At 63.1% G+C, this 14,620-nt stretch carries 14 protein-coding genes and 1 pseudogene; 8 read left to right on the forward strand and 7 right to left on the reverse strand.

The window, feature by feature from the left end; genetic code table 11:
- Window positions 1-209 precede the first annotated feature (209 nt).
- Window positions 210-842, forward strand: coding sequence for a hypothetical protein (locus M2D63_RS24995; RefSeq protein WP_285865774.1), 633 nt, complete (start codon window positions 210-212; stop codon window positions 840-842).
- A 14-nt stretch (window positions 843-856) separates the two neighbouring features.
- On the opposite strand, the gene M2D63_RS25000 is transcribed toward M2D63_RS24995, so the two are convergent.
- Both M2D63_RS25000 and M2D63_RS25005 read right to left on the reverse strand, forming a co-directional pair.
- Window positions 857-1,525, reverse strand: a complete 669-nt coding sequence (locus tag M2D63_RS25000; protein ID WP_285865775.1) for a hypothetical protein — start codon at window positions 1,523-1,525, stop codon at window positions 857-859.
- Between the two features lie 49 nt (window positions 1,526-1,574).
- Complete coding sequence (locus M2D63_RS25005) at window positions 1,575-2,042, reverse strand: GNAT family N-acetyltransferase (RefSeq protein WP_285865776.1); 468 nt, start codon at window positions 2,040-2,042, stop codon at window positions 1,575-1,577.
- 56 nt (window positions 2,043-2,098) lie between these two features.
- On the opposite strand from M2D63_RS25005, the gene M2D63_RS25010 reads away from it, so the two are divergent.
- Entirely contained in the window at window positions 2,099-2,773 is a 675-nt protein-coding gene (locus M2D63_RS25010; protein ID WP_285865777.1) for an NADPH-dependent F420 reductase, read from the forward strand.
- A gap of 59 nt (window positions 2,774-2,832) precedes the next feature.
- Here M2D63_RS25010 and M2D63_RS25015 read toward each other — a convergent pair whose 3' ends face one another.
- Window positions 2,833-4,332 carry a sensor domain-containing diguanylate cyclase gene (locus tag M2D63_RS25015; RefSeq protein ID WP_285865778.1) on the reverse strand — a complete coding sequence of 500 codons (1,500 nt, stop codon included), beginning with the start codon at window positions 4,330-4,332 and terminating at the stop codon, window positions 2,833-2,835.
- Window positions 4,333-4,569: 237 nt separating this feature from the next.
- Between M2D63_RS25015 and M2D63_RS25020 the strand changes: the two genes are divergently transcribed.
- Entirely contained in the window at window positions 4,570-4,806 is a 237-nt protein-coding gene (locus M2D63_RS25020) for a hypothetical protein (RefSeq protein ID WP_285865779.1), read from the forward strand.
- A gap of 489 nt (window positions 4,807-5,295) precedes the next feature.
- Here the strand turns inward: M2D63_RS25020 and M2D63_RS25025 are convergent, their stop codons facing one another.
- Both M2D63_RS25025 and M2D63_RS25030 read right to left on the reverse strand, forming a co-directional pair.
- Window positions 5,296-6,789 carry a Ppx/GppA family phosphatase gene (locus tag M2D63_RS25025; RefSeq protein ID WP_285865780.1) on the reverse strand — a complete coding sequence of 498 codons (1,494 nt, stop codon included), beginning with the start codon at window positions 6,787-6,789 and terminating at the stop codon, window positions 5,296-5,298.
- A gap of 87 nt (window positions 6,790-6,876) precedes the next feature.
- Window positions 6,877-7,617 (reverse strand): CYTH domain-containing protein, encoded by a 741-nt coding sequence (locus M2D63_RS25030; protein ID WP_285865781.1) that lies wholly within the window; start codon window positions 7,615-7,617, stop codon window positions 6,877-6,879.
- A gap of 220 nt (window positions 7,618-7,837) precedes the next feature.
- Between M2D63_RS25030 and M2D63_RS25035 the strand changes: the two are divergent.
- From M2D63_RS25035 to M2D63_RS25045, 3 genes and pseudogenes are all read left to right on the forward strand, one after another.
- Window positions 7,838-8,282 (forward strand): annotated as a pseudogene (locus tag M2D63_RS25035) (tyrosine-type recombinase/integrase); the annotation flags it as partial.
- Between the two features lie 20 nt (window positions 8,283-8,302).
- Entirely contained in the window at window positions 8,303-9,889 is a 1,587-nt protein-coding gene (locus M2D63_RS25040) for an ABC-F family ATPase (RefSeq protein ID WP_285865782.1), read from the forward strand.
- Window positions 9,890-10,063: 174 nt separating this feature from the next.
- Window positions 10,064-11,254 carry an MFS transporter gene (locus M2D63_RS25045; protein ID WP_285865783.1) on the forward strand — a complete coding sequence of 397 codons (1,191 nt, stop codon included), beginning with the start codon at window positions 10,064-10,066 and terminating at the stop codon, window positions 11,252-11,254.
- On the opposite strand, the gene M2D63_RS25050 is transcribed toward M2D63_RS25045, so the two are convergent.
- Both M2D63_RS25050 and M2D63_RS25055 read right to left on the reverse strand, forming a co-directional pair.
- A complete protein-coding gene (locus M2D63_RS25050; protein ID WP_285865784.1) occupies window positions 11,248-12,279 on the reverse strand; it encodes a dienelactone hydrolase in 1,032 nt (343 codons plus the stop codon). The genes M2D63_RS25045 and M2D63_RS25050 overlap by 7 nt on opposite strands.
- A gap of 140 nt (window positions 12,280-12,419) precedes the next feature.
- Window positions 12,420-13,031, reverse strand: coding sequence for an FMN-dependent NADH-azoreductase (locus M2D63_RS25055; protein WP_285865785.1), 612 nt, complete (start codon window positions 13,029-13,031; stop codon window positions 12,420-12,422).
- 129 nt (window positions 13,032-13,160) lie between these two features.
- Here M2D63_RS25055 and M2D63_RS25060 point away from each other — a divergent pair, with 129 nt between their 5' ends.
- Entirely contained in the window at window positions 13,161-14,069 is a 909-nt protein-coding gene (locus tag M2D63_RS25060; protein ID WP_285865786.1) for a LysR substrate-binding domain-containing protein, read from the forward strand.
- Window positions 14,062-14,421, forward strand: coding sequence for an MmcQ/YjbR family DNA-binding protein (locus tag M2D63_RS25065; RefSeq protein ID WP_285865787.1), 360 nt, complete (start codon window positions 14,062-14,064; stop codon window positions 14,419-14,421). The genes M2D63_RS25060 and M2D63_RS25065 overlap by 8 nt, the downstream gene beginning before the upstream one ends.
- The last annotated feature ends 199 nt before the right edge of the window (window positions 14,422-14,620 follow it).

The following is a 14,620-nucleotide window of genomic DNA, read 5'->3' on the forward strand; positions in this document are numbered from 1 at the left end:
CAAGCGGTTTTGCCTACTTTTCCCAAGAGAAAAGTAGGCCGCCGTAAAGGCGGAAGGGGCCGGCAGCATCGCCACATGAAATGGATAAGCTCACAACCTCACAACCTCAACACCTAACATCAGGGATCAGAACCCACTGTAAATCATGACTAGACTGATCAAGGTCGCATGCACACATCGCCATGCGCTGACGCACAGTGAGGCCTCCCATGCCTTTGCGCTTGCCCTTGATCATCTCCTGCGTACTGATCGCCGCCCTGCTCGGCATGTCGTCTGCGCAAGCCGCCTGTCCTCCGGTCAAAAGCCAGGGCATCGACTGTTACATGTTCGAAAAAGCCCCGCCCTCCTTCCTCGCAGACGGTCGCAAAAGCGTGGTGCTGTTCTTCATGTACATCTGCCCCAAGTGCGGTCCGCTCTACCAGGTCACCCGCGAGTGGGACAAGCAGGTGAACGGCATTGCCGTGATCCGCTGGCATGTGGGGTGGCGCGATGACGAACTAGGACGGGTCGACTTCGCCCTGCAACAGCACAAACTGTCGCGCAGCATGAGCCAGCCCCTGTTCGAGGCCGTGCAGGCCAAGCGCTACAAGGGCCCGGATGATGTCGTCGCCTGGGCCGCCAGCACCTCCCCTGCTCTGGCCCAAGGCTTGAAGCAGAGCATCGACTCCCAGGAGGCCCGCGAGTTTGTCCAGGGCGTGGACCACACCGCCAGGGTCTTCCAGGTCGAACAGGTGCCCAGCTTCATCGTCAATGGCAAGTACCGGGTTACCGTCAAGGACACCCAACCCGAGACCCTTGCAGAGCTTGAGCCGCTGATCAGGGCACTACAGACGCAGGGTTGAACCCCGGGTAACGCCTAGCCGGACTTTCTCCCCCAGGTGCCCACCTCATTCTTGGGGATGATCTGGAACTGCGCCTCGAGTTCGATCTTGCTTGCGGTGTTCAGATCCGTGCCTTCCCTGGGCAACAGCATCCACAGCCAGACGCCCACGGCGCGGTCTGACGAAGGCCCGTGATAGGCCGTGGTAAAGGCCCACTCGAAGCGCTCGATCCCGGCGGGCTGACCGTAATGAGGCTTGGACGCCTTGACCGGTGGCAAAGTCGCGCCGATGCACGTGCCAATCTCCTTTGCCACACCGGAGAGCACTTCCTTCAACTGGTTGTGGTTGTCGCGCGTCATCACGCCCTTGACCTCCAGCGGGATGCTGATACGGCACTCCAGCAGGGTCGGATCAACGAACGGATAAGTGAGGAGCTCGCATTGCTCGAACGGTGCCGGACTGGTCTGCAAGGCATACTTGTACATACCGTCGCCCAGTGACTTGGCCTCACCCTTGAGCTGATGGTAGTCCGGACCATGGGTGAGGATTGCCTGGAGGTTTCGGCATCGGGAATCGCCCATGACGCCGGCGCTGGCGTTGCTCATGAACACCAGGGTGGCCAATGCGGCGCCCATCCAGCGACGACCGATCGGGCGGTGCAAAGCTGTCACATCAATGCAGGAGAGGACGGGAGTGGTTGCCATGGCGGGTCTCCCACGTGCATCAAACACCTTGCACAGTGTAGACCTGCCTTCACAGTCGGGTTTCGAGCGTCTTGCGCATGAATACGCGAGCGAAACCGTTCTGCGTCGCCCGGTGCGTTTCCAGGTAGCCGAGCCGGGTGTAGAGGGCAATGTTCTCGGTCATCCGCTCATGGGTGTAGAGACAAATCGCCCGGCAGCGGCAGTGACGAGCGTGCTCCTCGCAAAACAGCATCAGCCTCTTGCCGATGCCCTGGCCCTTGTAACGAGGCAGCACCGCGACGTTTTCAAGCAACAGCTCTCCGTCTATCGGCCTCATCACCAACACCCCGGCGATTTCTGCATCGCAGGTGAGTACATAGACCTGTGATTCGGCCAGCACCTGCCGATAGTCATCGAGCATGGGCGCCGGCTTCTGGCCGATCCTGGCCACGTAGTGGCTGTAGGCCTGGTTGACGAGTGCCGTGATGCACGCCGCCTCCTCAAGGCGGGCCGGTCGAATCGTTTTCACTGGCTGCAAGGCGACCTCCTGACTGACTGACTATCCTTACTGGCCAGTGTACTGGAGCGCCGACCATGTTCAGACGCCTGCTTCTGATATTCACCGTCCTGACCCTGTGCCTCGGCCAGGCAATGGCAGACAGCCTCAAGATCAGCGTGATCGGTGCCGGCAAGGTGGGCGGCACGCTTGGCACGCTCTGGGCAAAGGCAGGCCACGAGGTGATGTTTTCCTCGCGTCACCCCGAGACGCTGACGGAACTGGTCAAGGCCGCCGGCCCCACCGCCCGGGCAGGCTCGGTCAGCGACGCCGCGCAATGGGGCGAGGTCATCGTCCTGAGTGTCCCCTACGGCGCCATGCCGGTGCTGTCCGAACAGCTCAAGGGCAAGCTGGACGGCAAGGTCGTGTTCAGCACCAGCAACCCGTTCAGCAGCCGTGACGGAGAAGTCGGACGCAAGGCCCTGGAGCTGGGCGTAGCCCTGGCAGACCAACAGTACCTGCCCGAGGCTCACCTGGTGCGGGCGTTCAACGCCATCGGCTATGCCGCCATGAAAGAGCAGTCGGGTAGCGGCAAGGCAATTCCCACCTTCGCCGACGACGACCAGGCCCGGGAGCTGGGCGCGCGCCTGGTGCGCGATGCCGGATTCATACCGGTGCTCCTGCCGCTGGTACGGGCCGACGAAGGCTTACCGGGCGGCCCGCTCAGTGGAGTGTTGAGCGAAGCCGAACTCAAGTACAGGCTGGGTGAGTAGGCACACACTTGCCAGTCGGCCAAGCGCAGGTTGCATGAAACGCATTGGGACGGTTGCCATCAGGCCACCGCCAGTCGGTTACGTCCGGCCGCCTTGGCGTTGTAGAGCGCCTGGTCCGCCGTCTCGATCAATGACTGCCATTGCTCGAGCTCAGGCCCGGTCGCGCAGGCGATGCCCACGCTCACCGTAATACGCCCGAAGGGGCTGGATCGATGAACGCTATTTCGCTGCGCTAGAAGCTCGAGCATCCGTTGCGCAATCACCACGGCGCCCTCGCTGTCGGTATCGGGCAGGACAACGCCCATTTCTTCACCACCATAGCGCGCCACCAGGTCCGATGGCCGCCGCACGCAGCCCTCGAGCAACTGGCTGACGTCCCGCAGGCAAGCGTCACCGGCAAGGTGCCCGTAGGTGTCGTTGAACAGCTTGAAATGGTCGATATCGATCATCATCAATGCCAGTGGCGTTCCATCCCGCTGGGCTTGCCGCGCTTCCAGGGCAAGGGTCTCGTCGAAGCAACGGCGATTCGCCAGGCCAGTCAATGCATCCTTCATTGCCAGCCGTTCGAGCTGCTGGTTGGAGCTGAGCAATTGCTGCTGGGCGACCCGCAAGTCGCCTTCCACTTCGATCCGACGGCGGATGTCACGGATCAACATCCAGCCGATGATACCGGTCAGCCCCAGCAGGCCGAGCAGCACCACGATCGACGAAATCGCTTCGAGCTGCCAGGCCGACAGCGCTTCGCGCTTGCCCAGGGCGACAGTGGTCACCAGCGGCAACCTGTCACTCTTGCGAAAGGCATAGAGCCGCTCGACCCCGTCCAGGCTGGAGGTGAACGAAGCGGTGCCGACCGACTTGTCGACCAGGTACTTGGCATAGATCGGCGACTGCGAAAAGTTGCGCCCCATGTCCTGCTCGCGAAACGGATAGCGAACCAGCAGCGAACCATCGGTGTAGGACAAGCCGATGGCACCTTCCTGCCCTACCTCTATCTGCCCGAACAAGCGCAGGAAGTTTTCCACCCCCAAGGTCACGGCCACCACCCCGGCAAACTCACCGCGAGCATCATTGAAGCGGCGGCTTATGGTGATCACCCATTCCTGGTTGGAACGGCTACGGATCGGCGGGCCGATGAAGGGCTCGCGGGAAGGGTCGTCACGGTGATGGATGAAATAGGCGCGGTCGCTGCTGTTGGCACCGGCTGGCATCGGTCGATTGGAGGACATCAGCCAGCGGCCCTGCTTGTCGAAAATGCTGACGCCGCTCAACTGTGGCATCAGCGGCTGCTGGCGCCTGACCAGCATGCCCAGGCGCTCGATCTGTGCAGGTGCGCTGCCCTCGGTTTCCAGACGCTCGACGAGTCCGAGCAAGAGCAGCGAACTCTGTCGGACGATGCCTTCGCTATAGGTGGAAAGCGCCTGGGTCAGGTTCAACCCGTGGATGTTCACCTCCTCCAGCGCTCGATCTCGAGAGGTAACCACCTTCCACAGGGTCAGCGATGCGAGGGAACAGCCAAAAATCACTAGTAGAAGAACAACGAGGTGGAAGTCACGCTTCACGTCAGTACCTGATGGAGAGTCCGGATTCTCGTGCTCGCTGTCATTGCCTTGAGGCGACAGCAAGAGGCGTATGTCCTCGCCCTGTGCAAGCATACATCGATACGGTGTTTCAGCCATAACCGACGACGGCTTGGCAACTGAATCGATTCCACCTTCACCTCACGACGAGCTGCCTTGCCGGTAGTCGAGGGCTCAACCAATACTAAAGTCTTAGTTCTGCCTGGGGAGGCACGAAAAATGCAACCAAGATTCGTTATCGTTCCCGCTGTACCGATCGAGAAGGAAGCATTCCGAACCGGCTCACGTTTCTATGCCTCGACCGTATCGGGTGGATACGATATCTACGACAACCAGGAAAAAATGCGCTTGAAGCCAAGCTATTCAACCAAGGTGCAGGCAGATGCAGCCTGCGCACGGATGAACGCCGAGTGCCGCAACCCTGACGAGGTGTTTTTGCCGATGCGCACCTGTTGACCCGCCTCGTCATCGCGCATTTCGGCCAGCTGGCGCGGGTTTCGACTTGCGCCACTCGATCCCGCCCGGACCGTACCGGCAATTATCTCCCGACAGCGCGGCCACAGCGTGCAAAGAGGAATGCATTCAAGGCAGCAATGCACAATCCCAGTCGCGCACTCCTGCCTGGCCACCCGTAACAACCCTTGCAAAACCAAATTGCCACCATGCCGCCCCCCAATTCCGGGGGCGACTGCACCCAGGACGGGGGTCAGATGCTGGCCTGCAGGAACACAAATACGGCCACCGCATCCACTGCCAGCACAGCAGTCACGACGAAGCTAAAGAAATAGAAGTCATCCTGGAACATGTCTGCATACCCCGCATGATCAGTGTTTCAGGAGCAAAGCAACTCCCATTCCAACCACACGGCATCCGGTCAGGGAGGGCGTTGCATGCCTATCACAGCTCTACACACCAGGTGAAAGCGTAAGTTGGAGTCGGGACAGGTCAATTGCCGAAACGCTCGACGAGCAGGCCATGTCGCAAGCCGCGGTCGCTGACCCGCAGTGCGTTCTGGCCGAGCTTGTCCATCACGGTCCTGACGATGCAGGCACCCGCCAGGATGACATCCGCGCGTTTCGGCTGAAGGCCGACGATCGTACGACGCTGCGCCGCACTGCGGGAGCGGTACAGTTCGATCTGGCGGTCGATCTCGGCGCGATCGAGGACAGTGCCCTGCACGATATCAGGATCGTAGGTCTTCAGAGCGTGCTTGACTGCGGCGAGGTTGGTTATCGCGCCCCCCATCGCCACGAGTAGGTCGGGCGCCGGCCGCCCATCGATTCGCGCCAGATCCGCGGCGATGGCGGCAAGTGCGTCACCGAGCACCTCGGGGGAGACGACGTTATCGAGCCCGAAGCGCTCGGTGTAACGAACCGCTCCCACGTCGACGCTGAAGCGCTCGTCGACGCGCGCCCCACGACCGAAAGTGAACTGCGAACTGCCACCGCCGGTGTCGAACACGACCAGCGAGCCCTCGGGGAGCCCCAGCCCAGCCTGCACGGCGAGATAGGCCAGGCGACCTTCCTCCTCACCGGAGATGACTTCGATCGCTACCCCGGTGCGCGCGCGGATTGTCGCGATCACCGCGGCCCCGTTGCGCGCCATGCGCAAACCGGCCGTGCCCACTGCCGCGATTGCCAGGACGCCGTTGTGCTTCGCCTCCTCCACCATCTTCGCAATCGCTCCCACGGTTCGCTCGATGGCGTCGTGCCCGATCTCGCCACGTTCCTCGAGCCCCTCACCGAGGCGCGTCATTTCGGCCCGATCGACCAGCGTGCACAGGCTGCCGTCGGCAGCACGCTCGGCGATGTGGAACTTGATCGAGTTGGTGCCTGCGTCGATTACCGCATAGCGCTCTGGCGCCCCATCCAGCAAGGCCCGCAAGCCACGGGGATAGCTGATGTTGCAGTAATCGGCCAGACCGACCGATGCGACCGCCGCTATGACCGCGGCGGCATCCTCCGACTCGATTGCAATCGACTGCGTGGTCCTGCCCTGCGCCGTGATCTCGGTGACTTCCGCAGTACAGCCGCCGACCGTATAGCGCACCCGGTGCTTGTGGACGGTCAGCGGGCGCAGCGCGCCGCTTGGCACGACCAGCTCGGCGAGAAACTGGTCGAGCGTATAGGCATCCCGCTCGAGCGGGGGCGCTGGCAGATTGAGTGCAGCGATCACGTTTTGCACGTCGGCCGCCGCCAGCGGGAAGCCCTGCTTCATCACCGGCTCCCAGCGCTCCAGACCATCCGGGGCGACCTCGCGCAGCACCTTGATGTCCATCAAGGCGTCCCGGATCTTGACGTTGTCGGCGCTGCCGGCGAGCAGATAAAGCTCGTCGCTGTCCTGGACAGCCGTCGGTTGCAGTCCGGCGAACCGGGTCTGGGCAATGCCGAACCGGCGACCGAAAGTTCGCCACTCCCAGCGAGGAATGATTGTGCTCATTGTAGAGTCCTGCTCTCAAGTCCTGGCCCTGTCGCTACAGGCGCGGCGGATGCGCGGCTCGTCACGAGGTGCGCGCGACCCTTTCGCTCAGCCCTGCGCCTTGGCAAAGTAGTTCAGGGCCGTGCGCGTCTTGGTTTCCTGCGCCCCCATCGGATCGAGGCCGAGTTCGCGCAAGTGCTGCTCGAAGGCCATCCTGGCCTGGAGTGCCTCTCCCGGCGGCGTCTTGATCGAAACCTCGACAAGATCCTCGCCATTCGGGAGCCGCCACTCCTCGAGTGTCAATTCGTAGGCAAAGCCCTTTTGCTTGAGCTTCCAACGCAACACGCGAATCGGACCGAGCACGCGCAGAGCACCGAAGTCAACTGTGCCTTTATAGAGTTCGCCGAGGAGCCGTTCCTGCTCCTTGGAGAAGAGTTTCTCGATCGACCGCTTGCCCTTTGCGACAGCATCTATTTCGTCGCGCTTCTGCCGAACCGTAAGCGATGCCGAGCAGACCACCCGGTCACCGACACAATCGGCCTCCAGTTTGAAGCCCGGCTGTTGCTTCCAGTACTCGGCGATGTTCGTGGCCTCCACCTCCCGGAACTTGACGGTGGAATCATCGTCGTCCCCCTTGACGAGGCGGGTGCGCAACGCAACACCGGCGTCGAACAGATCGAGCTGGGGGGTGTCGTAAAAGTAAATCTCTCGGACTTCGGCAGTGTCTTCGTTAAGTGCCATCGCCCGCTCCGCGAGCAGTTCCTGATCGGGACGGACCGTGACCTTGATCTCGACCGCATCCATGTCGGCCATCGCATGCGCGAACCCTTGGTGGTTGGTGGGCATCATGTCTTTTCCTCCTTGCATAGCGGCCATTGCTGCCTCCGGGGAAGCGAACTGGATGCAACGGAGGCGACGGCTACCTATGCAGGCTGCAAGCTGGGATCCGTATACAGCGGCCCCCGCAGGGGTCAAGGCAGTATAGTCCCCGCGCCAGGGTGACACTTTGTTTCTGTACAGCAGCAAGCGCTCAAGCGGACGGAAATCGCAAAACGGCTCGCGTCCATGCGAGGAGGTGGAACGCACCAGGACTGGCAAACACCGGTTTGTGCTGCTCGATGAGAGGGCCTTGCGTGCACTCGAATGTGCCGGGGACTACGCCGAGCGCCGCAGAAATGGAAAGGGACGGGTCAGCGAAACACCATTCGTATTCCCGTCATCGAAGAACGCGGAGTTCGTCCAGCAGACCTCTGACCTGCATCATCAGTGGAAGCCGATGCTCAAAGAACTGGGGATTCGTTATCGGCCGCCATACAACTGCCGTCACACCTATGCGACAATATGCTTAATGTCTGGCCTCAACCCCCGCATTTATCTCCCAACAGCTCGGCCACAGCGTGCAAATGCTGCTGTCGACGTATGCGCGTTGGATTAACTCAAGCTCCGACTGGAGCGAGCTGGAAACGCTGCACATTGGTATCAAATCGGTATCAGCCGCAATACCAGCGACGTAAGCTATTGATAGGTAAGCCCTTTGATCTCCACCGCTAACATCACCATGCAGTTCGGCGCCAAGCCGTTGTTCGAGAACGTCTCGGTCAAGTTCAACAACGGCAACCGCTACGGCCTGATCGGCGCCAACGGCTGCGGCAAGTCGACCTTCATGAAAATCCTCGGCAGCGACCTCGAGCCGTCCGCAGGCCAGGTCATGCTCGAGCCGAACGTACGCCTGGGCAAGCTGCGCCAGGACCAGTTCGCCTACGAAGAATTCACCGTGATCGACACCGTGATCATGGGCCACGAGGAGCTGTGGCGGGTCAAGGCCGAGCGCGACCGTATCTACTCGCTGCCGGAAATGACCGAGGAAGACGGCATGGCCGTCGCCGAGCTGGAAACCGAGTTCGCCGAGATGGACGGCTACACCGCCGAATCCCGCGCCGGCGAGCTGCTGCTGGGCCTGGGCATTCCCCTGGAACAGCATTTCGGCCCGATGACCGAAGTCGCACCCGGCTGGAAGCTGCGCGTACTGCTGGCCCAGGCGCTGTTCTCCGACCCTGAAGTGCTGCTGCTCGACGAGCCGACCAACCACCTGGACATCAACACCATCCGCTGGCTGGAAAGCATTCTCACGGCGCGTAACAGCACCATGATCATCATTTCCCACGACCGTCACTTCCTCAACAGCGTCTGCACCCACATGGCCGACCTGGACTACGGCGAGCTGCGCCTGTTCCCGGGCAACTATGACGAGTACATGACCGCCGCGACCCAGTCGCGCGAGCAGCTGCTGGCCGACAACGCCAAGAAGAAAGCCCAGATCGCCGAGCTGCAGACCTTCGTCAGCCGCTTCTCGGCCAACGCCTCGAAGGCCAAGCAGGCCACCTCGCGCGCCAAGCAGATCGACAAGATCCAGCTGGCCGAGGTCAAGCCGTCGAGCCGGGTCAGCCCGTTCATCCGTTTCGACCAGACCAAGAAGCTGCACCGTCAGGCCGTGACCATCGAGAAGCTGTCCAAGGGTTTCGAAGACAAGACCCTGTTCAAGAACTTCAGCTTCACCGTCGAAGCCGGCGAGCGCGTGGCGATCATCGGCCCCAACGGTATCGGCAAGACCACCCTGCTGCGCACCCTGGTCGGTGAACTGACCCCGGACGCCGGCGAAGTGAAGTGGACCGAAAGCGCAGAACTTGGCTACTACGCCCAGGACCATGCCCACGACTTCGAAGAAGACGTGAGCCTGTTCGACTGGATGGGCCAGTGGACCCAGGGCGAGCAAGTGATCCGTGGCACCTTGGGGCGCATGCTGTTCTCCAACGACGAGATCCTCAAGTCGGTCAAGGTGATCTCCGGTGGTGAGCAAGGCCGCATGCTGTTCGGCAAGCTGATCCTGCAAAAACCCAACGTGCTGGTGATGGACGAACCCACCAACCACCTGGACATGGAATCGATCGAGGCGCTGAACCTGGCGCTTGAGAACTACCCGGGCACGCTGATCTTCGTCAGCCACGACCGTGAGTTCGTGTCGTCCCTGGCCACCCGCATCATCGAGCTGAGCCCGAGCGGCGTCACCGACTTCAGCGGTACCTACGATGACTACCTGCGTAGTCAGGGTGTAGTGGTTTAAAGCGATCGCGGGGCAAGCCCGCTCCCACAGGGTACATAACATCCCTGTGGGAGCGGCGGTTCGACGACTCGACTTGCCCCGCGATACTTCCGAAAAAATCGATAGCCTGCTTCCTTTTAGCCTCGCCGCCAGCGATCATGGGCCCTCTCCCACCGCCCGCCAGCGAACGAGCTCATGTCCGCGTTGCAACCCGCCCCCGACGACACCCGGTCGATCACCCAGCAGATCCTCTCGATCGTCTTCTATACCTTTATTGCCTTCCTCTGCATCGGCCTGCCGATTGCGGTGCTGCCAGGCTTGGTGCATGACCAGCTTGGCTTCAGCGCGGTCATCGCCGGCCTGACCATCGGCCTGCAATACCTGTCCACCCTGCTCAGCCGCCCCTTCGCCGGACGCGTCGCCGATGGCCGGGGCGCCAAGCAGGCCATCATCTACGGTTTGCTCGGCATCCTGGGCAGCGGCGTGCTGACCTACGCCTCGGCCCTTTCTATTAATGTGCCGCTCCTCAGCCTGCTGGCACTGCTCGCTGGCCGTGTGTTGCTGGGCATCGCCCAGGGCCTGATCGGTGTCGCCACCCTGAGCTGGGGCATCGGTGCGGTAGGCAGCGAGCATACGGCGCGGGTGATTTCCTGGAACGGCATCGCCTCCTATGGTGCCATTGCCATCGGTGCGCCACTGGGGGTGATGCTGGTGGACCCGCTGGGGTTCGCCACCCTGGGCCTGGCGCTGAGCGTGCTAGCCCTGCTGGCCTTGCTGGTGATCCGCAACAAACCCTCGATCCCGGTGGTGCGCGGCGAGCGCTTGCCGTTCTGGTCGGCCTTCGGCCGCGTGGCCCCCTGTGGCGTCGGCCTGACCCTGGCGTCGATCGGCTACGGCACCCTGACCACTTTCGTCACCCTGTACTACCTGGAGCAAGGCTGGACGGGCGCGGCCTGGTGCCTGAGCGCCTTCGGGGTGTGCTTCATCCTGTCCCGGCTGCTGTTCGTCAATGCGGTCAACCGCTTCGGCGGCTACCCGGTGGCGATCGCCTGCATGAGCACCGAAGCGCTCGGGCTGGCCCTGCTGTGGCTGGCGCCCAGCCCGGTACTGGCCCTGCTTGGCGCGGGGCTGACCGGTTTCGGCCTGTCGCTGGTGTACCCGGCGCTGGGCGTCGAGGCGATCAAGCAGGTGCCGGTGTCCAGCCGTGGTGCGGGCCTTGGCGCCTATGCGGTGTTCTTCGACCTGGCCCTGGCCATCGCCGGCCCGGTGATGGGTGCGGTGGCCCTGCACCTGGGCTATGCCTGGATCTTCTGCGTGGCCGCCCTGCTGGCCTTGGCCGGCGTCGGCCTGACCCTGCTGCTGGCGCGCCGCGCCCAGGTTCACTGATCGGCGCGACTCACGTCCATGGGCTCGGGGCGGCCCAGGGTATGGGTGAAAAAGTGCGCGGCTTCGGCCTGCAGTGAGCGGTGGATGTCTTCGCGGTCGACACCGTCGGGGTCATTGCACAGCGCCGCCATGCGCTCACGCTGCTCGTCGTCGCAAGGCGCCATGAAGACGAAATGCCCGGCTCCGGCCAGCCGCTGGTAGTTGGGCGTCACCGGCAACTTGCGCGCCAGGGCCTCGGCATTCTTGTCGACGGCCAGCAGCTGGTCCTTGTCGCCGCTGTAGATCAGCGCCGGCACCTTGACCTGGGACAGCGCCTGGCGGCCGAACATCAGGCTCAACGGCGCCATCAACAGCAAGGCGTGCACCCGTGGGTCGGCATGGGCACCAAGGTCGGCACGGTCGGCGACCAGTACGCCGTTGGTCTTGCAGGCATCGGCGTCTTGCGGCCGCTCCTGGCAATAACGCTGCAAGCGCTGCAGGTCGGGTTGGGCACCGGACAGGATCAGCGCCGTTTCGCCGCCGGCCGAGTAGCCGATCACGCCGACCTTGTCGCCCCTGACATACGGCGCCAGCAGCGGATCCTTGCTGCTGGCGGTGATCGCCGCGCTGATCTGCAGCGGCCGGCCATAGAGATTGCTCAAGGCGCCCAGGCGACTGTGGTCACGGGCGTTGTCGCCCGGGTGGGTCACGGCCACCACCACAAAGCCGCGCCGGGCCAGGGCGGTGGCCAGGTCATGCAGCGCCAGGGGCGTGCCGTTGTTGCCATGGGACACCATCAGCAACGGGTAGCGTCCCATGGCAATGGGCGCACCTTCGCGGGCATCGACCCGGTAGCCGTCGATGCGGCTGCTGTGCTCGGGACCCGTGGACGGATAGAACGCCAGCGCCTGCACCGGCCGGGCATCCAGCGGGTCGGCGAACACCAGTCGATGCAGGCCGACACTCCAGTGCCGCGCAGGTTCGGCCTGCCCTGGCAGGGACAGGCCGAGCAGGCACAGCAGGCCGAGCGCCGCCAGGATGCGCATTCGCTTTCACTCCGCCCCGGGCAGGGGCCTTCTGCTTTGCTCCAGCATAGGGCCGGCGGCTGCGGCGTAAATGAAAGCTCAATGAAAAAACCGACAGCAGGCCAGGCCCACTGTCGGTTGTGTTGTAGCCCGGATGCGGATCAGGCGGCGGCAAACAGCTCGGTGCTGATCTGCTGCTGCGCGGCGCTCATGGCGTTGGCGCGGTGTTCGTCACCGTAGGCCAGGCCATGGGCACGAACGATTTCCAGGTCGGTGATGCCGATGAAGCCGAGGAACACCTTGAGGAACTCCTCATGACCGACACCGGTCGGCTGGCCGGCGTGCAGGCCACCGGCGGTGGACACCAGGATCACCTTCTTGTCGCTGCACAGGCCTTCAGGGCCGGCTTCGGTGTAGCGGAAGGTCTTGCCGGCGACGGCGACGCGGTCGATCCAGGCCTTGAGCTGGGTCGGGATGGTGAAGTTGTACATCGGCGCGGCGATCACCACGGCGTCGGCTTCCAGGAACTCCTGCAGGGTTTCGCTGCTCAGTTGGGCTTCATGCTGCTGGGCGGCATCGCGCATAGCTTCCGGAGTGCCGGCAGCCACCAGGGTAGCGGCGGAGAAGTGGCTAATGGCGTCGGCGGCCAGGTCACGGTAAACCACCTCAACGGACGGGTCGGCGGCTTTCCAGGCATCGACTACGCTGCGGCTCAGCTGACGGGAGGCGGAATTGTCGCCCAGGATGCTCGAATCGATATGCAACAGTTTCATGGGAATCTCCGGTAGTGAAGATCGCGTCTGGGCGATCACGATGGAGACAATCCTACGTGGCTGATGAATAGCTGATAAGTCTGTAAAAATGCGTTACTTTGTCCTATCAGTAGGACAATGGTGATAGCCATGCAAGACCTCAACGACCTCTTCTACTTTGCCCGGGTGGTGGAAGCCGGTGGCTTTGCCGCTGCCGGGCGCGTGCTGGGCATTCCCAAGTCGCGCCTGTCACGGCGCATCGCCGAGCTGGAAGAGCGCCTGGGCACGCGCCTGCTGCAACGCACCACCCGGCAACTGAAGCTGACCGCCGTGGGCGAGCGTTACCTGCGCCATTGCCAGGCCATGCTGCTGGAAGCGGAAATGGCCGACGAGGCCGTGGCCAGCATGACCAGCGAACCCCGCGGACGCCTGCGGGTGTCGTGCCCGGTGGGGCTGGCCCATAGCTTGCTGCCGCAGATCATCAGCCGCTTTCTCGAACGCTATCCCCAGGTGCAACTGGACATGATCCTGCTCAACCGCCGGGTCGACCTGATCACCGAAGGTGTTGACGTGGCCCTGCGCGTGCGCGACCTGGGCGATGAAGACCCGGCCCTGGTTACCCGTCGCCTGCGCCAGGCACAGATGCACCTGGTGGCGGCCCCGGCCTTTGCCGCCGCCCATGCCCCCGTGCACCCGGACGATCTGCTGAAACTGCCGGTGCTGGGCGCGGTGGACGCTGACCGCCTGGTGCACCTGCGCCTGCTCGACGCCCAGGGCCGGGCCCACGAGCTGGTCCTGGAAGCGCGCCTGGCCATCGACGATTTTCTCGTGCGCAAGGCCGCCGCGGTGGCCGGCCTGGGCTTCACCGCCTTGCCGGTGATGCACTGCGAGGAGGAACTGGCCCGTGGCGAACTGGTACGCCTGCTGCCAGACTGGTCGCTACCCGGGGGCTACCTGCAGGCGGTCTACCCTCACCGGCGCGGCCTGTTGCCGGCAGTCCGGGTGTGGATCGACCACCTGGTGGAATCCTTTGCCGAATGCGGGGAGCGTTATGTCTGAAGGAAAAATGAACGAAGCGCAGGTGGCGGCCTACTGCCTGGGCCTGCCCGGTGCCCGGGAAGACTACAAATGGGGCGGCGTGCGGGTGTTCTCGGTTGCCGGCACCAAGATGTTCGCGGTGCTGGACCTGGCCGGTGCCGGGCTGTCGTTCAAGGTTGCCGACGAGCTGTTCCTCGGCTATGTCGACCGCCCCGGCGTGCGCCCGGCGCCTTACCTGGCGCGGGCGCACTGGATCAGCATGGCGCCGCCCTACCCCATGGGCAGCGATGAGTTGCGCGAGCTGTTGCAGCGCTCCCACCAGCTGGTGGTCAGGCGTTTGCCCAAGCGCCTGCAAGTAGGCCTGCTTATTTAAGGCTTGGGCTTGGGCTTGGGCTTGGGTTTTGAGGTTGTGAGGTTGTGAGGTTGTGAGGTTGTGAGGTTGTGAGGTTGTGAGGTTGTGAGGTTGTGAGGTTGTGAGCTTATCCGTTCAATGCGGCGACGCTGCCGGCCCCTTCCGCCCTTACGGCGGGTCCCTTTTGTCTTGGCAAAAGGAACCAAAACCGCTCGCTCCT

The organism is Pseudomonas sp. BJa5, assembly GCF_030272875.2.
In the GTDB taxonomy this organism is placed as follows: domain Bacteria; phylum Pseudomonadota; class Gammaproteobacteria; order Pseudomonadales; family Pseudomonadaceae; genus Aquipseudomonas.

Coding starts and splice junctions, on each gene's coding strand:
- M2D63_RS25010 (WP_285865777.1), top strand. CDS start 2,099: ATGTTCAGACGCCTGCTTCTGATATTCACCGTCCTGACCCTGTGCCTC.
- M2D63_RS25055 (WP_285865785.1), bottom strand. CDS start 13,031: ATGAAACTGTTGCATATCGATTCGAGCATCCTGGGCGACAATTCCGCC.
- M2D63_RS25045 (WP_285865783.1), top strand. CDS start 10,064: ATGTCCGCGTTGCAACCCGCCCCCGACGACACCCGGTCGATCACCCAG.
- M2D63_RS25050 (WP_285865784.1), bottom strand. CDS start 12,279: ATGCGCATCCTGGCGGCGCTCGGCCTGCTGTGCCTGCTCGGCCTGTCC.
- M2D63_RS25060 (WP_285865786.1), top strand. CDS start 13,161: ATGCAAGACCTCAACGACCTCTTCTACTTTGCCCGGGTGGTGGAAGCC.
- M2D63_RS25000 (WP_285865775.1), bottom strand. CDS start 1,525: ATGGCAACCACTCCCGTCCTCTCCTGCATTGATGTGACAGCTTTGCAC.
- M2D63_RS25065 (WP_285865787.1), top strand. CDS start 14,062: ATGTCTGAAGGAAAAATGAACGAAGCGCAGGTGGCGGCCTACTGCCTG.
- M2D63_RS25025 (WP_285865780.1), bottom strand. CDS start 6,789: ATGAGCACAATCATTCCTCGCTGGGAGTGGCGAACTTTCGGTCGCCGG.
- M2D63_RS25020 (WP_285865779.1), top strand. CDS start 4,570: ATGCAACCAAGATTCGTTATCGTTCCCGCTGTACCGATCGAGAAGGAA.
- M2D63_RS25030 (WP_285865781.1), bottom strand. CDS start 7,617: ATGATGCCCACCAACCACCAAGGGTTCGCGCATGCGATGGCCGACATG.
- M2D63_RS24995 (WP_285865774.1), top strand. CDS start 210: ATGCCTTTGCGCTTGCCCTTGATCATCTCCTGCGTACTGATCGCCGCC.